The organism is Pseudomonas sp. LBUM1669, from assembly GCF_059695705.1.
Genome location: NZ_CP166784.1, coordinates 4,113,535 through 4,128,570, shown reverse-complemented (window position 1 = coordinate 4,128,570; position 15,036 = coordinate 4,113,535). Strand labels below are relative to the sequence as shown.

General features: G+C 59.4%; 12 protein-coding genes. 3 read left to right on the top strand and 9 right to left on the bottom strand.

Going from position 1 to position 15,036, the window contains the following annotated elements:
* Positions 1-19: 19 nt before the first annotated feature.
* Together ACA051_RS19250 and ACA051_RS19245 are read right to left on the bottom strand one after the other, a co-directional pair.
* Entirely contained in the window at positions 20-1,171 is a 1,152-nt protein-coding gene (locus tag ACA051_RS19250) for a M14 family metallopeptidase (RefSeq protein WP_497303958.1), read from the bottom strand.
* A 481-nt stretch (positions 1,172-1,652) separates the two neighbouring features.
* On the bottom strand, positions 1,653-1,991 hold the full coding sequence (locus tag ACA051_RS19245; RefSeq protein ID WP_497303956.1) for a DUF6124 family protein: 339 nt from the start codon (positions 1,989-1,991) through the stop codon (positions 1,653-1,655).
* 129 nt (positions 1,992-2,120) lie between these two features.
* On the opposite strand from ACA051_RS19245, the gene ACA051_RS19240 reads away from it, so the two are divergent.
* Positions 2,121-2,768, top strand: a complete 648-nt coding sequence (locus ACA051_RS19240) for a LexA family protein (protein ID WP_497371450.1) — start codon at positions 2,121-2,123, stop codon at positions 2,766-2,768.
* A gap of 39 nt (positions 2,769-2,807) precedes the next feature.
* Here the strand turns inward: ACA051_RS19240 and ACA051_RS19235 are convergent, their stop codons facing one another.
* The 4 genes from ACA051_RS19235 to ACA051_RS19220 all read right to left on the bottom strand — a co-directional run bounded on the left by ACA051_RS19235 (position 2,808) and on the right by ACA051_RS19220 (position 8,487).
* Positions 2,808-4,763 (bottom strand): acetyl/propionyl/methylcrotonyl-CoA carboxylase subunit alpha, encoded by a 1,956-nt coding sequence (locus ACA051_RS19235; RefSeq protein ID WP_497371448.1) that lies wholly within the window; start codon positions 4,761-4,763, stop codon positions 2,808-2,810.
* Complete coding sequence (locus ACA051_RS19230) at positions 4,763-5,578, bottom strand: gamma-carboxygeranoyl-CoA hydratase (RefSeq protein ID WP_497303950.1); 816 nt, start codon at positions 5,576-5,578, stop codon at positions 4,763-4,765. The genes ACA051_RS19235 and ACA051_RS19230 overlap by 1 nt, the downstream gene beginning before the upstream one ends.
* Positions 5,579-5,703: 125 nt before the next feature.
* Positions 5,704-7,311, bottom strand: a complete 1,608-nt coding sequence (locus tag ACA051_RS19225) for a carboxyl transferase domain-containing protein (RefSeq protein ID WP_219097080.1) — start codon at positions 7,309-7,311, stop codon at positions 5,704-5,706.
* Positions 7,312-7,323: 12 nt separating this feature from the next.
* The gene (locus ACA051_RS19220; protein ID WP_219097078.1) at positions 7,324-8,487 is read right to left on the bottom strand and encodes an isovaleryl-CoA dehydrogenase; all 1,164 of its coding nucleotides are present in this window, start codon (positions 8,485-8,487) and stop codon (positions 7,324-7,326) included.
* A gap of 294 nt (positions 8,488-8,781) precedes the next feature.
* On the opposite strand from ACA051_RS19220, the gene ACA051_RS19215 reads away from it, so the two are divergent.
* Positions 8,782-10,479: an AMP-binding protein gene (locus ACA051_RS19215; protein WP_497371446.1), complete on the top strand. Its 1,698-nt coding sequence runs from the start codon at positions 8,782-8,784 to the stop codon at positions 10,477-10,479.
* Positions 10,480-11,093: 614 nt separating this feature from the next.
* On the opposite strand, the gene ACA051_RS19210 is transcribed toward ACA051_RS19215, so the two are convergent.
* The 3 genes from ACA051_RS19210 to ACA051_RS19200 all read right to left on the bottom strand — a co-directional run bounded on the left by ACA051_RS19210 (position 11,094) and on the right by ACA051_RS19200 (position 13,562).
* Positions 11,094-11,993 carry a hydroxymethylglutaryl-CoA lyase gene (locus ACA051_RS19210; protein ID WP_497303946.1) on the bottom strand — a complete coding sequence of 300 codons (900 nt, stop codon included), beginning with the start codon at positions 11,991-11,993 and terminating at the stop codon, positions 11,094-11,096.
* A gap of 58 nt (positions 11,994-12,051) precedes the next feature.
* Positions 12,052-12,453 (bottom strand): MerR family transcriptional regulator, encoded by a 402-nt coding sequence (locus ACA051_RS19205; RefSeq protein WP_219097073.1) that lies wholly within the window; start codon positions 12,451-12,453, stop codon positions 12,052-12,054.
* 179 nt (positions 12,454-12,632) lie between these two features.
* Entirely contained in the window at positions 12,633-13,562 is a 930-nt protein-coding gene (locus ACA051_RS19200; RefSeq protein WP_008148497.1) for a LysR family transcriptional regulator, read from the bottom strand.
* 153 nt (positions 13,563-13,715) lie between these two features.
* Here ACA051_RS19200 and ACA051_RS19195 point away from each other — a divergent pair, with 153 nt between their 5' ends.
* Complete coding sequence (locus ACA051_RS19195) at positions 13,716-14,945, top strand: acyl-CoA dehydrogenase (RefSeq protein ID WP_497371444.1); 1,230 nt, start codon at positions 13,716-13,718, stop codon at positions 14,943-14,945.
* The last annotated feature ends 91 nt before the right edge of the window (positions 14,946-15,036 follow it).

Sequence of the window (15,036 nt, the reverse complement as noted above, 5' to 3'; positions counted from 1 at the left end):
CATGCAGCCATCGAGGTGATCAGCGCAGGGTATCGATCATATCGGCAACGGTCGTCAGCACGTCCTTGCCCAACTGCTTGGAGCGCTTGCCCGACCAGCCGGTCAGTGCGTTGGGCGCGTCGTCGTTGTCCTTGAAAGGCATCTCCAGGGTCAGCGACAGGCAGTCGAATTTCTGACCGACACTGTTACAGGCCAGCGTCATGTTGGCTTTGCCCGGTTCGTCGCGGGTGTAGCCGTGCTTGCTCTGGAAGTCCTTGGTCAGGTGTTTCAGATGACTGCGGAAATGCTCTTCGAGTTTTTCGATGCGCGGCGTGTAGCCCGGGTTGCCTTCGCAACCGGCGGTGAACACGTAGGGGATTTCTTCATCGCCATGGATGTCGAGGAACAAGTCGACGCCGTACTTTTCCATTTGCTGCTGAACGAACAGCACTTCCGGGCTGATGTCCTGGCTGGCGCTCTGCCAGGCGCGATTCAGGTCCTGGCCCATAGCGTTGGTGCGCAGGTGACCGTGGAAGGCGCCGTCCGGGTTCATGTTCGGCACCAGGTACAGGTCGGCGCTGGTCAGCAATTTGTTCAGTGTCGGGTCGTCGTGTTTTTCCAGGCGTTCGATTACACCTTCCATGAACCACTCGGCCATGTGTTCGCCGGGGTGTTGCTGGGCAATCAACCAGACTTTGCGCTGACCTTCGGCGCCGGTGCCTTTACGCAATAACTGGATGTCACGACCTTCCACGCTTTTGCCGGTGGCGAGCAGTTCGGTGCCAGCCTTGGTCAGCGCCTGTTCGATCAACCAATCGTGACGGCCACGGCTGTAGGGTTCGAAGTAGGCAAACCAGGCGTGGGTGGCGGTGGCTTCGAGACTGAAGCGCAGGCAGTCGCCTTCGAAGATGGTCGGTACGCGGAACCAGTTGACGTGGTCGTAGGACGCCACCGCCTGATAACCGTCCCAGGCCTTGTTGTAAGAGGATTTGCTGGCGTTGTTCAGACGAAACCAGTGCTCCTGGCCGACATGCAGTCCGCTGGCCTTGAAATGGAACCATTGGAAATGCGGGCTGCGGGTGTCTGGTTTGATGGCCAGCAGGGCTTGAAGTGGATTGCTGATGTCCAGCACTTCGATGTTGCCGCTGTCGAAATTTGCACTGATGTCGAAAGAGGATTTAGCCACGGTCATAGTCGATTCCTGAATATGATTTTATGGCTGCTACTTTACACGCTGGGAAGGGAAAACCCGGGGGAAATTGCGGGGTAAGAAGGGGGGCGTCTTCCTTGACGCAGACGCAGCTTAGAGACTGTGCGATTGATTCTCAAGTGCTATTTTTCATTCGTCTGGGCCAATGCTGCCGGGCTTTCTTGCCAATGGATATTCTTTTGATATCATCCGCGCCAATCGAATTCGCAACACCTGAAGACTTCATTAGCCTGAAGCCAAAGCCAGAATAACTGGCAAAAAAAAGACCCGGCAAAAGCCGGGTCAAAAACCGTGATTAGCCTGATGAGGAGATAGTCCAGGAGACCGACCTAAGGTCTCTTGGTCCATCGACTGATCTCGCGACCAGATGCATGCAATAATAATCATTCTCGTTTGCAAGTCAAATGATTTTATCTGCACGATTGGAAAATTCTTTCCCGTCTTCCTCAAAAGTGCGTCCGACTCAAACGCGCTGCCCCTGTAAAGAACGATCAATCATCGCCTTGGCCATGTCGATCATATGCACCGTCGAAAAGGCCAGGTCCCGACTTGCGCCGTGCAGGTTGTTTGCCGACTCGTAGGCGGTCGCTGCGGCACAGCGCAACAGATCCGACGCATGCACCAGCGCTTCTTCACCGCTGACCGCAGGGTTTACATCAAAAAATCGCTCCTCGACCACCGCTTCTGACACAGTTGGTTTCAAGTAATAGTCCAAAGCTTTTTGCGCGGCGGCGTTGCCTTTGGGCGAGGTGAGGGTGGTGTCCATTTGCATATCCGACAGGTCATTGCGGGGTAACGTCATGGCGATGGCAAGCTCCGTGATAGATTCAGATCCGTGAACCAATCCTAGTACGAACTGTATTTGTGACGAGAATTTAAATACTACAATTTGTGTTTTGTTGCTCGGAGTAGCCCACGTATCGTGCCGCACATGGATAAATGGATTGAGTTGGTCAAAGCCAAAATGAGTGAGCTAAAAGTCACTCAGGAAGTACTCGCCGATCGCCTCGGGATGTCCCAGGGCGGCGTGGGTCACTGGCTGAATAAACGCCGTCAGCCGAGCATCGAAGACATGAATCGTGTCTTGCGGGCGCTCGGGATGGATTTTCTGGAAGTGGCGATGGTGATTCGGGAGCCCTTAGTGCTGCAGGACGACGAGATGTCCCTGACGCAAAAGTACAACCCGTACTTCCGTTACCCGGTCAGTGACTGGCGCGAGCCAGCGCAGGTGCGTGACGGTCAGCTTTCGGTCTACGGCAAGCCGCGTTTCGAACTGACCGATTACCACGCTCAGGGCGCGGCGTTCTGGCTCGAGGTGGTCGGCGACGCGATGACTGCACCCAGCGGAATCAGCGTTGCCGAAGGCATGATGATCCTGGTGGACCCTGCCATTGTGCCGGAACCCGGAAAGCTGGTGATCGCGCAATGGGCGGACAGTGTTGAAGCGATCTTTCGCAAGCTGATCGAAGAGGGCGGGCAGCGTTACCTGGTCCCGCTCAATCCGACATATCCGAAAGCCCTCTTCACCGAAGAGTGCCGAATCCTCGGCGTGGTGGTTCAGGCAACGGCCAAATTCTAATCAGATCGGTCCGCGCCATGCGTAGGACCGATCTTCATTTCACGCTTCTTCCAGTTCGACCAACGCACTGCCTTCGCTGACCATCTCGCCTTCCTGGCAGTACAGGGCCTTGATCACACCGGCGTGGGGCGCGCGAATGCTGTGTTCCATTTTCATCGCTTCCAGCACCACCAATTGCGCGCCAGCTTCAACCGTTTGCCCAGCCTCGACCAATACGCGCACGATGCTGCCGTTCATGGGGGCAGTGAGCCCACCCTGATGGCTGTGACTGGCTTCGACAGCGCTGATCGGGTCGTAAGCCTCGATGCGGCGTAATTCACCTTCCCACTGCAGATACACAACTTCGCCACGGCGAATGACCCGGTGCTGGCGGCGCACGCCGTTGTGCTCGGTCAGCAGCTGCTCGCCCTTGAGCTGTGCGGTGTGGGCATCAACGTTACCCAACGTCAGCGCCCGGTCCTGTCCTTCGCAACTGAGGTGAAGGGTGATTTCTCTTGGCAGTCCAGCACGCAAACCATTGCCCACAGCCCAAGGCGAGCTCAGGTCGTCTGCGCGCGGAGAACCCGGCTGGCTCTGGGCAAACGCCTGAGCGGCGGCTTGCCAGAAATCATCACTGAGGTCCGCAGGCTCTGGCAGTAATTGCTCGTGATAACGCGGAATAAACCCGGTATCCAGTTCTGCCGACGCAAACGCCGGATGGCCGATGATCCGGCGCAGGAAGTTGATGTTGGTCTTGAGCCCGCCGATCGCAAACTCATCCAGCATGCTCAACAACCGCAGCCGCGCTTGTTCACGGTCTTCGCCCCAGGCTATCAACTTGCCGAGCATCGGGTCGTAGAACGGTGAAATCTCATCGCCTTCCTCCACACCGCTATCGACCCGACGTCCCGGACCTTCGGCCGACTCGCGATACAACGCCAGGCGCCCGGTGGCCGGCAAGAAATCATGGCTCGGGTCCTCGGCATACAAGCGCACTTCAATCGCATGGCCGATCAGCGGGACTTCGGCCTGGGTCATCGGCAGCGCTTCACCGCGCGCCACGCGAATCTGCCAGGCGACCAGGTCGAGGCCAGTGATCGCTTCGGTGACCGGGTGCTCGACCTGCAGACGCGTGTTCATCTCCATGAAGAAAAACTCGCCGCGCGAATCCAGCAAAAACTCCACGGTGCCGGCGCCGACATAGCCGATGGCCTGTGCCGAACGCACGGCGGCTTCGCCCATGGCGCGGCGCAATTCCGGGCTCAAGCCGGGAGCGGGCGCCTCTTCGACGACTTTCTGGTGGCGACGCTGAATCGAGCAGTCACGTTCGTTAAGGTACAGGTAGTTGCCGTGCTGATCGGCGAACACCTGGATTTCCACGTGACGTGGTTTGAGCAGGTATTTCTCCACCAGCATCCGCGAATCGCCAAACGAGGATTTCGCTTCACGTTGCGCCGAGGCGAGGGCTTCGGCCAACTGGCTGACGTCCTCAACCACTTTCATGCCTTTGCCACCACCGCCCGCTGTCGCCTTGAGCAACACCGGATAACCGATGCGTTCGCAGGCATCGCGGAAGGTGTCGAAATCCTGAGCTTCGCCGTGGTAGCCGGGCACCAGGGGTACGCCGGCGGTTTCCATCAAGGCTTTGGCGGCGGACTTGCTGCCCATCGCGTCAATGGCCGAGGCGGGCGGGCCAAGGAAGATCAGGCCGGCGTCTTCAATTGCGCGGGCGAACCCGGCGTTCTCGGACAAAAAGCCATAACCGGGGTGAATCGCCTGAGCACCGCTGGCCTTGGCTGCAGCGATCAATTTATCGATTTGCAGATAGCTGTCAGCGGCTTTGCTGCCGCCGAGGTCGACGCGGATATCCGCTTCGCGGCTGTGCCGGGCGTCACGGTCAGTGGCGCTGTGCACGGCCACGGTGGTCAGGCCCAACGCCTTGGCGGTGCGCATCACCCGGCAGGCGATTTCGCCACGGTTGGCCACCAGCAGAGAGGTAATCACAGGTGCGCTCATCAACGCGGCTCCTTGGTGGTGGTCGGTGCTTGCCAACTCGGCGGACGCTTTTGCAGAAAGGCCCGCAGGCCCTCTTGGCCTTCGGGGCTGACGCGGATGCGAGCGATGGCATTCTCGGTGTAACGGCGCAGCGCCGGGGTCAGCGCGCCGTTGCCGACTTCACGCAGCAAGTCCTTGCTTACGCGCATGGCGGCCGGGCTGTTGAGTAGCAGGTTGTCGATCCACTTCTCCACGTTCTGTTCCAGCTCAGCGACCGGATAACTCTCCGACAACAGGCTGATTTCCCGCGCCCGTTGCCCGCCGAATCGTTCAGCCGTCAGCGCATAACGGCGTGCCGCGCGTTCGCCGATGGCTTGCACCACGAACGGACTGATCACCGCTGGCGCCAGGCCGATGCGCACTTCCGACAGGCAGAACTGCGCTTCATCGGCGCCAATCGCCATATCGCAGCAACTGATCAGGCCCAGCGCGCCGCCATAGGCCGCGCCTTGCACCACGGCCAGCGTCGGGATTTTCAGTTTGGCGAGGTTGTACATCAATTCCGCCAGTTCCCGGGCGTCGTCGAGGTTGGTGTGGTAATCGAGTTCGGCCGATTGCTGCATCCAGGCCAGGTCTGCACCGGCGCTGAAATGCTTGCCGCGGCCGCGCACCAGCAGAAACCGCAGGCTGGCATCGGTCGACACTTTGTCCAACGCGAGGATCAGTTCGCGGATCATCTCGGCGTTGAACGCGTTGTTCTTTTCTTCACGGCTGAGCCACAGGGTCGCGAAACCTCGTGGGTCGGTCAGCAGTTCGAGGGTGTTGAAGTCGCTCATATTTGTCCGTCTCCACAGCTCTATTCTGTAGGAGCGAGGCTTGCCCGCGAAGGCGGTTTGTCAGTCACATCGATGCTGGATGTGCCGATGCCTTCGCGGGCAAGCCTCGCTCCTACAGGGTCGTATCACATCCGGAACACGCCGAAGCGGCTCGGTTCGATAGGCGCGTTCAGCGACGCGGACAAGGCCAGGGCCAGCACATCGCGGGTCTGCGCCGGGTCGATGACGCCGTCGTCCCACAGCCGTGCGCTGGAGTAGTAAGGGTGGCCCTGTTCTTCGTATTGATCGAGGATCGGCTGTTTGATCTCGGCTTCCTGCTCCGCGCTGAAACCCTGGCCACTGCGCTCGGCCTGCTCGCGCTTGACCTGCACCAATACGCCTGCCGCTTGCTCGGCGCCCATCACGCCGATGCGTGCGTTCGGCCACATCCACAGGAAGCGCGGATCGTAGGCGCGCCCGCACATGCCGTAGTTGCCGGCGCCAAAACTGCCGCCGATGATCACGGTGAATTTCGGCACCTTGGCACACGCCACGGCGGTCACCAGTTTCGCGCCGTGCTTGGCGATGCCGCCGGCCTCGTATTTCTGGCCGACCATGAAGCCGGTGATGTTTTGCAGGAACAGCAATGGAATGCCGCGCTGGCAGGCCAGTTCGATAAAGTGCGCGCCTTTTTGCGCGGCTTCGGCGAACAGGATGCCGTTGTTGGCGAGGATCGCAATCGGGTAACCGTGCAGATGCGCGAAGCCGCACACCAGCGTGGTCCCGAACAGCGCCTTGAATTCGTCGAACACCGAACCGTCGACCAGCCGCGAGATCACCTCGCGCACATCGAACGGTTGCTTGGCGTCGGCCGAGACCACGCCGTACAGCTCATCGCTGGCGTAGAGCGGGGCGATCGGCGTGCGCTGCTGCAGTTCGCCGAGCTTGCGCCAATTGAGGTTGGCGACGCTGCGCCGCGCAATGGCCAGGGCGTGTTCATCGCTCTCTGCGTAGTGGTCGGCGACACCGGAAATTTTGCAGTGCACATCGGCCCCGCCGAGGTCTTCGGCGCTGACCACTTCACCCGTCGCGGCTTTCACCAGCGGTGGGCCGGCGAGGAAAATGGTGGCCTGCTGGCGCACCATGATCGCTTCGTCAGCCATCGCTGGCACATAAGCGCCACCGGCCGTGCAGGAACCCATCACCACCGCAATCTGCGGGATGCCCATGGCGCTCATGTTGGCCTGGTTGAAAAAGATCCGTCCAAAGTGCTCGCGGTCCGGAAACACTTCATCCTGACGCGGCAAGTTGGCGCCGCCAGAGTCCACCAGGTAGATGCACGGCAGGCGGTTTTGCTGGGCGATGGTCTGGGCACGCAGGTGTTTTTTCACCGTCAGCGGGTAATACGAGCCACCTTTCACGGTGGCGTCGTTGGCGACGATCATGCACTCGACGCCTTCAACACGGCCGATCCCGGCAATCACGCCAGCCGCCGGAACGTCTTCGCCGTAGACCGCGTAGGCCGCCAGTTGGCTGATCTCTAAAAACGGTGAGCCTGGATCGAGCAGGCGATTGATCCGCTCACGCGGCAGCAGTTTGCCCCGCGAGGTGTGGCGTTCTTGCGCCTTCGGGCCGCCACCTTGCTGCACTTGGGCGAGCAGGGTGTGCAACGCGTCGACCTGTTTGAGCATCGCCGCGCTGTTGGCCGCGAACTCCGCCGAACGGGGGTTGAGCTGGGTATGCAGGATAGCCATGGACAGCTCCGTTTAGCGGGTTTCGTTGAACAGTTCGCGACCGATCAGCATGCGACGGATCTCACTGGTGCCGGCGCCGATTTCGTACAGCTTGGCGTCACGCAGCAGACGGCCGGCCGGAAATTCGTTGATGTAGCCGTTGCCGCCGAGAATCTGGATCGCGTCGAGGGCCATTTGCGTGGCGCGTTCGGCGCTGTAGAGGATCACGCCGGCGGCGTCCTTGCGCGTAGTTTCGCCACGTTCGCAGGCCTGGGCCACGGCATACAGATAAGCGCGGCTGGCGTTGAGTTGGGTGTACATGTCAGCGACCTTACCCTGGATCAGCTGGAACTCGCCGATGCTTTGGCCGAACTGCTTGCGGTCGTGGATGTACGGAACGATCAGGTCCATGCAGGCCTGCATGATCCCGGTCGGGCCGCCGGACAGCACGACGCGTTCATAGTCGAGGCCGCTCATCAGCACTTTCACGCCGCCGTTGAGCACGCCGAGGATATTTTCTTCCGGCACTTCGACGTCATCGAAGAACAGCTCGCAGGTGTTGGAGCCGCGCATGCCGAGCTTGTCGAATTTGTTGCTGCGGCTGAAGCCTTTCGAATCACGTTCGACGATGAACGCGGTAATGCCGTGGGGGCCTTTTTCCAGGTCGGTCTTGGCGTAGATCACGTATGTGTTGGCGTCGGGACCGTTGGTGATCCAAGTCTTGCTGCCGTTAAGCACGTAGTGATCGCCACGTTTGTCGGCACGCAGCTTCATCGAGACCACATCGGAACCGGCATTCGGTTCGCTCATGGCCAGGGCACCGATGTGTTCGCCGCTGATCAGCTTGGGCAGGTACTTGGTTTTCTGTTCGTGATTGCCGTTGCGGTTGATCTGGTTGACGCAGAGGTTGGAGTGCGCGCCGTAGGACAAGGCGACCGACGCCGAGCCACGGCTGATTTCTTCCATGGCGACCACGTGGGCCAGGTAGCCCAGGCCAGCACCGCCGTATTCTTCCGCGACGGTAATGCCCAGCAGGCCCATGTCGCCGAATTTGCGCCACAGGTCTGCCGGGAACAGGTTGTCGATGTCGATCTGAGCAGCGCGCGGGGCGATCTCTTTGGCGACGAAGGACTGAACCTGATCGCGCAGCATGTCGATGGTTTCACCGAGGGCAAAGTTCAGGGATGGGTAGCTCATGGGTCACCTTTTGGCTTTTTTGTAGGGTGGGGAGGGCAGTGTTTCGGCTCTCACCTTTACGTTAACGTAAGCCTGTGACGAATGGCTGTCAATCACCCTTTACGTTAACGTCAACTTGAGCGAGAGTAGGGCCAGTTCAAGATCGAATAGCGGCATATCCTGTAGGAGCGAAGCTTGCTCGCGAAAGCGTCAGATCAGTCGACATCAGTGTTGAATGTACTGGCCTCTTCGCGAGCAAGCTTCGCTCCTAAAGGTTGGGTCGCCAACCCGCAAATAAAGACAATAGGGGTCGTCATGGATCAACCCAGTGCAAGCCCGCAGCGCAGCTATACCCGTGGTTCCCAGGACAAAGCCTTGCTGGCGATGACCATCGGTCAGGCTTTCGACAATACGGTCGCGCAATACCCGGCCGGGGAGGCGCTGGTCGTGCGCCATCAGCGGTTGCGCTACACCTGGCAGCAACTCGCCGACGCCGTCGACCTGCACGCCAGAGCCCTGTTGGCGCTCGGCTTGCAGGCCGGTGACCGCCTCGGTATCTGGGCACCGAATTGCGCGCAGTGGTGCATCAGCCAGTTTGCCAGCGCAAAAATCGGTGTGATCCTGGTCAACATCAACCCGGCCTACCGCAGCTCCGAACTCGAATACGTGTTGAAGCAATCCGGCTGCCAATGGCTGGTCTGCGCCGGTGCGTTCAAGACCTCCGATTATCACGGGATGCTGCAAGGCCTGATGCCTGAACTGGCGGAGCAAACCATCGGAAAGCTGCAGAGCGAACGCCTGCCAGACTTGCGCGGCGTCATCAGTCTGGATGCACAACCCCCATCGGGCTTCCTGCCGTGGTCGCAACTGGGCGATCTCGCCGCCAGCGTGTCCGCCGAACAATTGCGTGAACGCCAGGACAGTCTGCATTTTGATCAGGCGGTGAACATCCAGTACACCTCCGGCACCACTGGCTTCCCGAAAGGCGCGACCCTCAGTCACTACAACATTCTCAACAACGGATACATGGTCGGCGAAAGCCTCGGGCTGACGGCCAATGACCGCCTGGTGATCCCCGTGCCGTTGTATCACTGCTTCGGCATGGTCATGGGCAACCTCGGCTGCATCACCCACGGCAGCACCATGATTTACCCCAACGATGCGTTCGATCCGCTCTTGACCCTGACCACGGTTGCCGAAGAAAAAGCTACCGCACTCTACGGCGTGCCCACCATGTTCATTGCCATGCTCGATCAACCCAAACGCGCCGAGTTCGATCTGTCGAGCCTTCGCACCGGGATCATGGCCGGGGCGACCTGTCCGATCGAGGTCATGCGCCGGGTCATCAGCGAGATGCACATGAGTGAAGTGCAGATTGCCTACGGCATGACGGAAACCAGCCCGGTGTCGTTGCAGACCGGTCCGTCGGACGAACTGGAATTGCGCGTAACCACCGTCGGCCGGACTCAGCCGCAACTGGAAAGCAAGATCATCGACGAGGCCGGCAACCTCGTGCCGCGCGGCACCATTGGCGAACTCTGCACCCGCGGTTACAGCGTGATGCTCGCTTACTGGAACAACCCGCAAGGCACCGCAGAAGCCATCGATCAGGCGGGCTGGATGCACACCGGCGACCTGGCGAGCATGAACGACGAGGGCTACGTGTGCATTGCCGGGCGCAACAAGGACATGATCATCCGCGGCGGTGAGAACATTTACCCGCGTGAGCTGGAAGAGTTCTTCTTTACCCATCCGGCGGTGGCGGACGTGCAAGTCATCGGCATCCCGTGTTCGCGCTATGGCGAAGAGATTGTCGCCTGGATCAAATTCCACCCGGGCCACAGCGCCACCGAACAAGAGCTGCAGACCTGGTGCAAGGAACGCATCGCGCACTTCAAGACGCCGCGTTACTTCAAGTTCGTGGAAGAGTTTCCGATGACCGTGACCGGCAAAATCCAGAAATTCCGGATGCGCGAGATCAGTATCGAGGAGTTGCGCGAAAAGCAGGCCTGACAAATTCTCCCTTGCGGGAGCCAGCCTGCCTGCTGGCTCCCACAAGGGCGGTGGAGAAAACCTGGATCGCAGAAAGCACAAAGGGGAGCCGAAGCTCCCCTTTAATTTTCGTTGCGCGTGCTCTTTTTTTATTATTGAGGGGCGGTCTGTTGTTGTTTTTAGTGACCGTGACCCTTTACCGCTGTTTTTGTCGATCCCCATCCGGGATCAAGAGCAAACGTATTTTTTTGAGCGCTGATCTGCATTTTCGCTGAGCGATCCAACCAGTTCGGGAGCTACCTGAAGGTAGTTTTATTGTTCTCTGCCCGGTTGCGGGTTGCTCCGAAAAGCACCCTGAAAAGCACATCCTCTCCAAAAAAATCTGTTAGCTGCGTCTCTGCCGTGTTGTTTTTGTTATGTCAGAGTCGTTACGTCTTATTTTTATTAGGTTTGCCGCTTTTTTTGTTCTTGTTATGCAGTAGAGATAGCAGGAGCCGTGCCAACTTTAAAATACTGTTATAAATCAACAAGTTATGATTTTTCCTGGTTTTTCGTTCGGACAAAACCAGACAATTTGTTTCCGTGTTACTCGCATGTGCCCCACGTTTCAGGCACAGCGGTAACACCCGCACGCCTCACTGTGCGCTGCGAGCCTTGGCCACGCGCGAACCGGTCGGTCGCCCCAGCACGGAGCAAATCTGCTGGCCGGCCAAAATCAGCGCGTCCAGATCAATGCCGGTCTCTATACCCAGGCCGTTGAGCAGGTAAACCACGTCTTCGGTGGCGACGTTACCGCTGGCGCCCTTGGCGTAAGGGCAGCCGCCAAGGCCGGCGATGGAGCTGTCGAACACCGCGATACCCTCCAGCAGGCTGGCGTAGATGTTGGCCATGGCCTGGCCATAGGTGTCGTGGAAGTGCCCGGCCAGTTTTTCACGCGGCACATCGGCCGAAACCACGTCGAACATCTTGCGGGTCGCGCCGGCGGTGCCGGTGCCGATGGTGTCGCCCAGAGAGACTTCATAGCAGCCCATGGCGTAGAGCTCGCGGGCGACCCGGGCGACTTGTTCGGGGGCGACGTGACCTTCGTAAGGGCAACCCAACACGCAGGACACGTAACCGCGCACGCTGACACCGTGTTGTTTGGCGGCATCCATGATCGGCACGAAACGCGCCAGGCTTTCGCTGATCGAGCAATTGATGTTGCGTTGGGAAAACGCTTCGGAGGCCGCGGCGAACACCGCGACTTCCTTGACCCCGGCCGCGATTGCATCCTCAAACCCGCGCAGGTTGGGGGCGAGTGCGCCATAGGTCACGCCCGGTTTGCGCTGGATCTGCGCAAAGACGTCGGCGGAGCCGGCCATTTGCGGCACCCACTTGGGCGAAACGAAACTGCCGACTTCTATATAGCCGAGGCCCGCAGCGGTCAGCGCGTCGACCAGTTGCACCTTGTCGGCAACGCTAATGGGTTGGGCTTCGTTTTGCAGACCGTCGCGGGGACCGACTTCGACCAGGCGTACATGAGAGGGTAGGGACATGGGAATCGACCTGTGCTGATTGTCTGAAGGCTGAGAAAACCCTATGGGGCGTGTTGACCTACTGAACCACTTCCTGGCTCTTGATCGTCTGTTCCAGCGCCTGGGTGCAGCGCTCCTGCGCCGTGTCCAGTTCGAGCTTCATCTGCTCGATGTCGAGCATCTGTTGCTCCAGCTGTTCGCGACGCTCGGCGATCTTGTTCAACATGGTTTGCAGCTGTTTCTGATTGCCGCCGGTGGGGTCGTAGAGTTCGATCAGCTCGCGGCACTCGGCCAGCGAGAAGCCAATGCGCTTGCCCCGCAGGATCAGCTTCAGGCTGACCTTGTCACGGGGCGTATACACGCGTTCCTGGCCACGACGCTCAGGGCTGAGCAGGCCTTGCTCTTCATAAAAGCGAATGGCTCGCGTGGTGATATCGAGCTCGCGGGCGAGGTCGGAAATGCTATAGGTCTGGCTGCTCATGGAAGCGCTCGAAAAAGGTCATGGCGCTAAGCTAATGGCAGGTTGACGTTTACGTCAAGGGGCATGGATCTTCATTGGTATCACTGGCCTCTTCGCGGGCAAGCCTCGCTCCTACAGTACGGCGCAGATCCCTGTGGGAGCGAGCCTGCTCGCGATGAACGATAACGCGGTAACAAGTCTTACACCTTATCGAGCTTCTTCTCATGCGCCGTCACTTGCTGGCACAACTCGATCATCTGTTCGCGCATCCAGCGGTTGGCCGGGTCCTGGTCGGTGCTCTCGTGCCAGTAGAGGTGAGTTTCCACCGGCGGCACGTCATTGACCGGCAAGTTCACCGAGTACAAGTCATGACGACGGGCAAAGCGCTCCGGCACGGTCATGACCATGTCGGTCTGCTGCAAGACCTGGGACGCCATCAAATAATGCTGGGAGCGCAGGGCGATCTTGCGCTGGATGCCCATTTTCCCCAGGGCCAGGTCGACATGCCCCAGGCCACTGCGGCGGCTGGAGATATGAATGTGGGTCAGCGACAGATAATCATCGAGGGTGAATTTCTCCTTGCCCGCCAGCGGATGGCCCTTACGCATGGCGCAGACGTAGCGGTCTTCCATCAACTTGACGTGACGCACCTGCGGGTCGGTGTTAAGCGGCGCATCCACCGCAAAATCCAGACGCCCGGCTGCCAGTTCCTTGGTGGTCTCGCGGCGCTTGGACAGAAAACTTTCGATGATTACCGTCGGTGCCAGGCGACGCAGACGCTGGAACAGAGGCGGCAGGATCACCGCTTCGGTCAGGTCGGTCATGCTGATGCGGTAGGTCTTGACCGCCTGCAACGGGTTGAAGATTCGGCTTTCCTGCACCGACACTCGCAGCAGGGAGAGGGCGTTACGCACCGGCCCGATGATGTTTTGCGCCATCGGCGTCGGCACCATGCCTTGCGCGGTGCGCACGAACAACGGGTCGTTGAAGGTCTCGCGCAGGCGGGCCAGAGCGTTTGAGACGGCTGGCTGAGTAATGCCGACAATCTGCCCGGCACGGGTCAGGTTGGCTTCGGTGTAGATCGCGTCGAAGACGATGAAAAGGTTGAGGTCGACCTTGCTCAGATTCATTGCGCTGCACTCTTATTGTTGGTTCTCAATCAGCCGATCATATATCGGTGATGAATGTTAATACACGCCGAGAATAGGCTAGGTAAATTATCAACGCTGTTCTAGCATCGATTGCATGACCTAAACAACCTCTGCCCAAGAAGGTAACTGCTCATGGATTTCGCTTATTCGCCCAAGGTTCAGGAACTGCGTGAGCGCGTGACCGCGTTCATGGACACCTACGTTTATCCCGCCGAAGCCGTGTTCGAGCGTCAGGTTGCCGAAGGTGATCGCTGGCAGCCGACCGCAATCATGGAAGAGCTCAAACTCAAGGCCAAGGCTGAAGGGTTGTGGAATTTGTTTCTGCCTGAGTCCGAGCTCGGTGCCGGCCTGACCAACCTCGAATACGCGCCATTGGCGGAAATCATGGGCCGCTCCCTGCTCGGCCCTGAGCCCTTCAACTGCTCCGCGCCAGACACTGGCAACATGGAAGTGCTGGTGCGTTACGCCAACGAAGAACAGAAGCAACGCTGGCTCGAACCGCTGCTGCGTGGCGAAATTCGCTCGGCGTTCGCCATGACCGAACCGGACGTGGCCTCGTCCGATGCCACCAACATGGCTGCCCGCGCTGTGCGTGACGGCGACGAGTGGGTGATCAACGGCAAAAAGTGGTGGACCTCAGGTGCCTGCGATCCACGCTGCAAGATCCTGATCTTCATGGGCCTGAGCAATCCGGACGCGCCACGCCACACCCAGCACTCGATGATCCTGGTGCCGGTGGATGCCCCGGGCGTGAAGATCGTTCGTCCTCTGCCGGTGTTCGGCTACGACGACGCGCCTCACGGCCACGCCGAAGTGCTGTTTGAAAACGTTCGCGTGCCGTATGAAAACGTCCTGCTGGGCGAAGGACGAGGCTTCGAAATCGCCCAGGGTCGCCTTGGCCCGGGCCGGATTCACCACTGCATGCGCTCGATCGGCATGGCCGAGCGTGCGCTTGAGTTGATGTGCAAACGTGCGGTCAACCGTACCGCATTCGGTAAACCGCTGGCACGTTTGGGCGGCAACATCGACAAGATCGCCGACTCGCGGATGGAAATCGACATGGCACGCCTGCTGACGTTAAAAGCGGCGTACATGATGGACACCGTGGGTAACAAGGTGGCGAAGAGCGAGATTGCGCAGATCAAAGTCGTCGCGCCGAACGTGGCCTTGCGGGTGATCGACCGGGCCATCCAGATCCATGGCGGAGCAGGGGTTTCCAACGATTTCCCGCTGGCCTACATGTATGCCATGCAACGCACCCTGCGCCTGGCCGACGGCCCGGACGAAGTGCATCGCGCAGCGATCGGCAAATTCGAGATCGGCAAGTACGTGCCGAAAGAGATGATGCGTAGCGGGCAGTAAGACTGCGTCATCGTTCTTCGCGGCCAGGCCTCACTCCTACAGGGATCACTATTCTCTGTAAGAGCGAGTCTTGCCCGCGAGGGCGTCGACC

Bases quoted from the DNA above. Each gene is read 5' to 3' on its own strand.
- ACA051_RS19215 (WP_497371446.1), top strand. From the start codon at position 8,782: ATGGATCAACCCAGTGCAAGCCCGCAGCGCAGCTATACCCGTGGTTCC.
- ACA051_RS19240 (WP_497371450.1), top strand. From the start codon at position 2,121: ATGGATAAATGGATTGAGTTGGTCAAAGCCAAAATGAGTGAGCTAAAA.
- ACA051_RS19225 (WP_219097080.1), bottom strand. From the start codon at position 7,311: ATGGCTATCCTGCATACCCAGCTCAACCCCCGTTCGGCGGAGTTCGCG.
- ACA051_RS19230 (WP_497303950.1), bottom strand. From the start codon at position 5,578: ATGAGCGACTTCAACACCCTCGAACTGCTGACCGACCCACGAGGTTTC.
- ACA051_RS19200 (WP_008148497.1), bottom strand. From the start codon at position 13,562: ATGAATCTGAGCAAGGTCGACCTCAACCTTTTCATCGTCTTCGACGCG.
- ACA051_RS19220 (WP_219097078.1), bottom strand. From the start codon at position 8,487: ATGAGCTACCCATCCCTGAACTTTGCCCTCGGTGAAACCATCGACATG.
- ACA051_RS19245 (WP_497303956.1), bottom strand. From the start codon at position 1,991: ATGACGTTACCCCGCAATGACCTGTCGGATATGCAAATGGACACCACC.
- ACA051_RS19195 (WP_497371444.1), top strand. From the start codon at position 13,716: ATGGATTTCGCTTATTCGCCCAAGGTTCAGGAACTGCGTGAGCGCGTG.
- ACA051_RS19250 (WP_497303958.1), bottom strand. From the start codon at position 1,171: ATGACCGTGGCTAAATCCTCTTTCGACATCAGTGCAAATTTCGACAGC.
- ACA051_RS19210 (WP_497303946.1), bottom strand. From the start codon at position 11,993: ATGTCCCTACCCTCTCATGTACGCCTGGTCGAAGTCGGTCCCCGCGAC.
- ACA051_RS19205 (WP_219097073.1), bottom strand. From the start codon at position 12,453: ATGAGCAGCCAGACCTATAGCATTTCCGACCTCGCCCGCGAGCTCGAT.
- ACA051_RS19235 (WP_497371448.1), bottom strand. From the start codon at position 4,763: ATGAGCGCACCTGTGATTACCTCTCTGCTGGTGGCCAACCGTGGCGAA.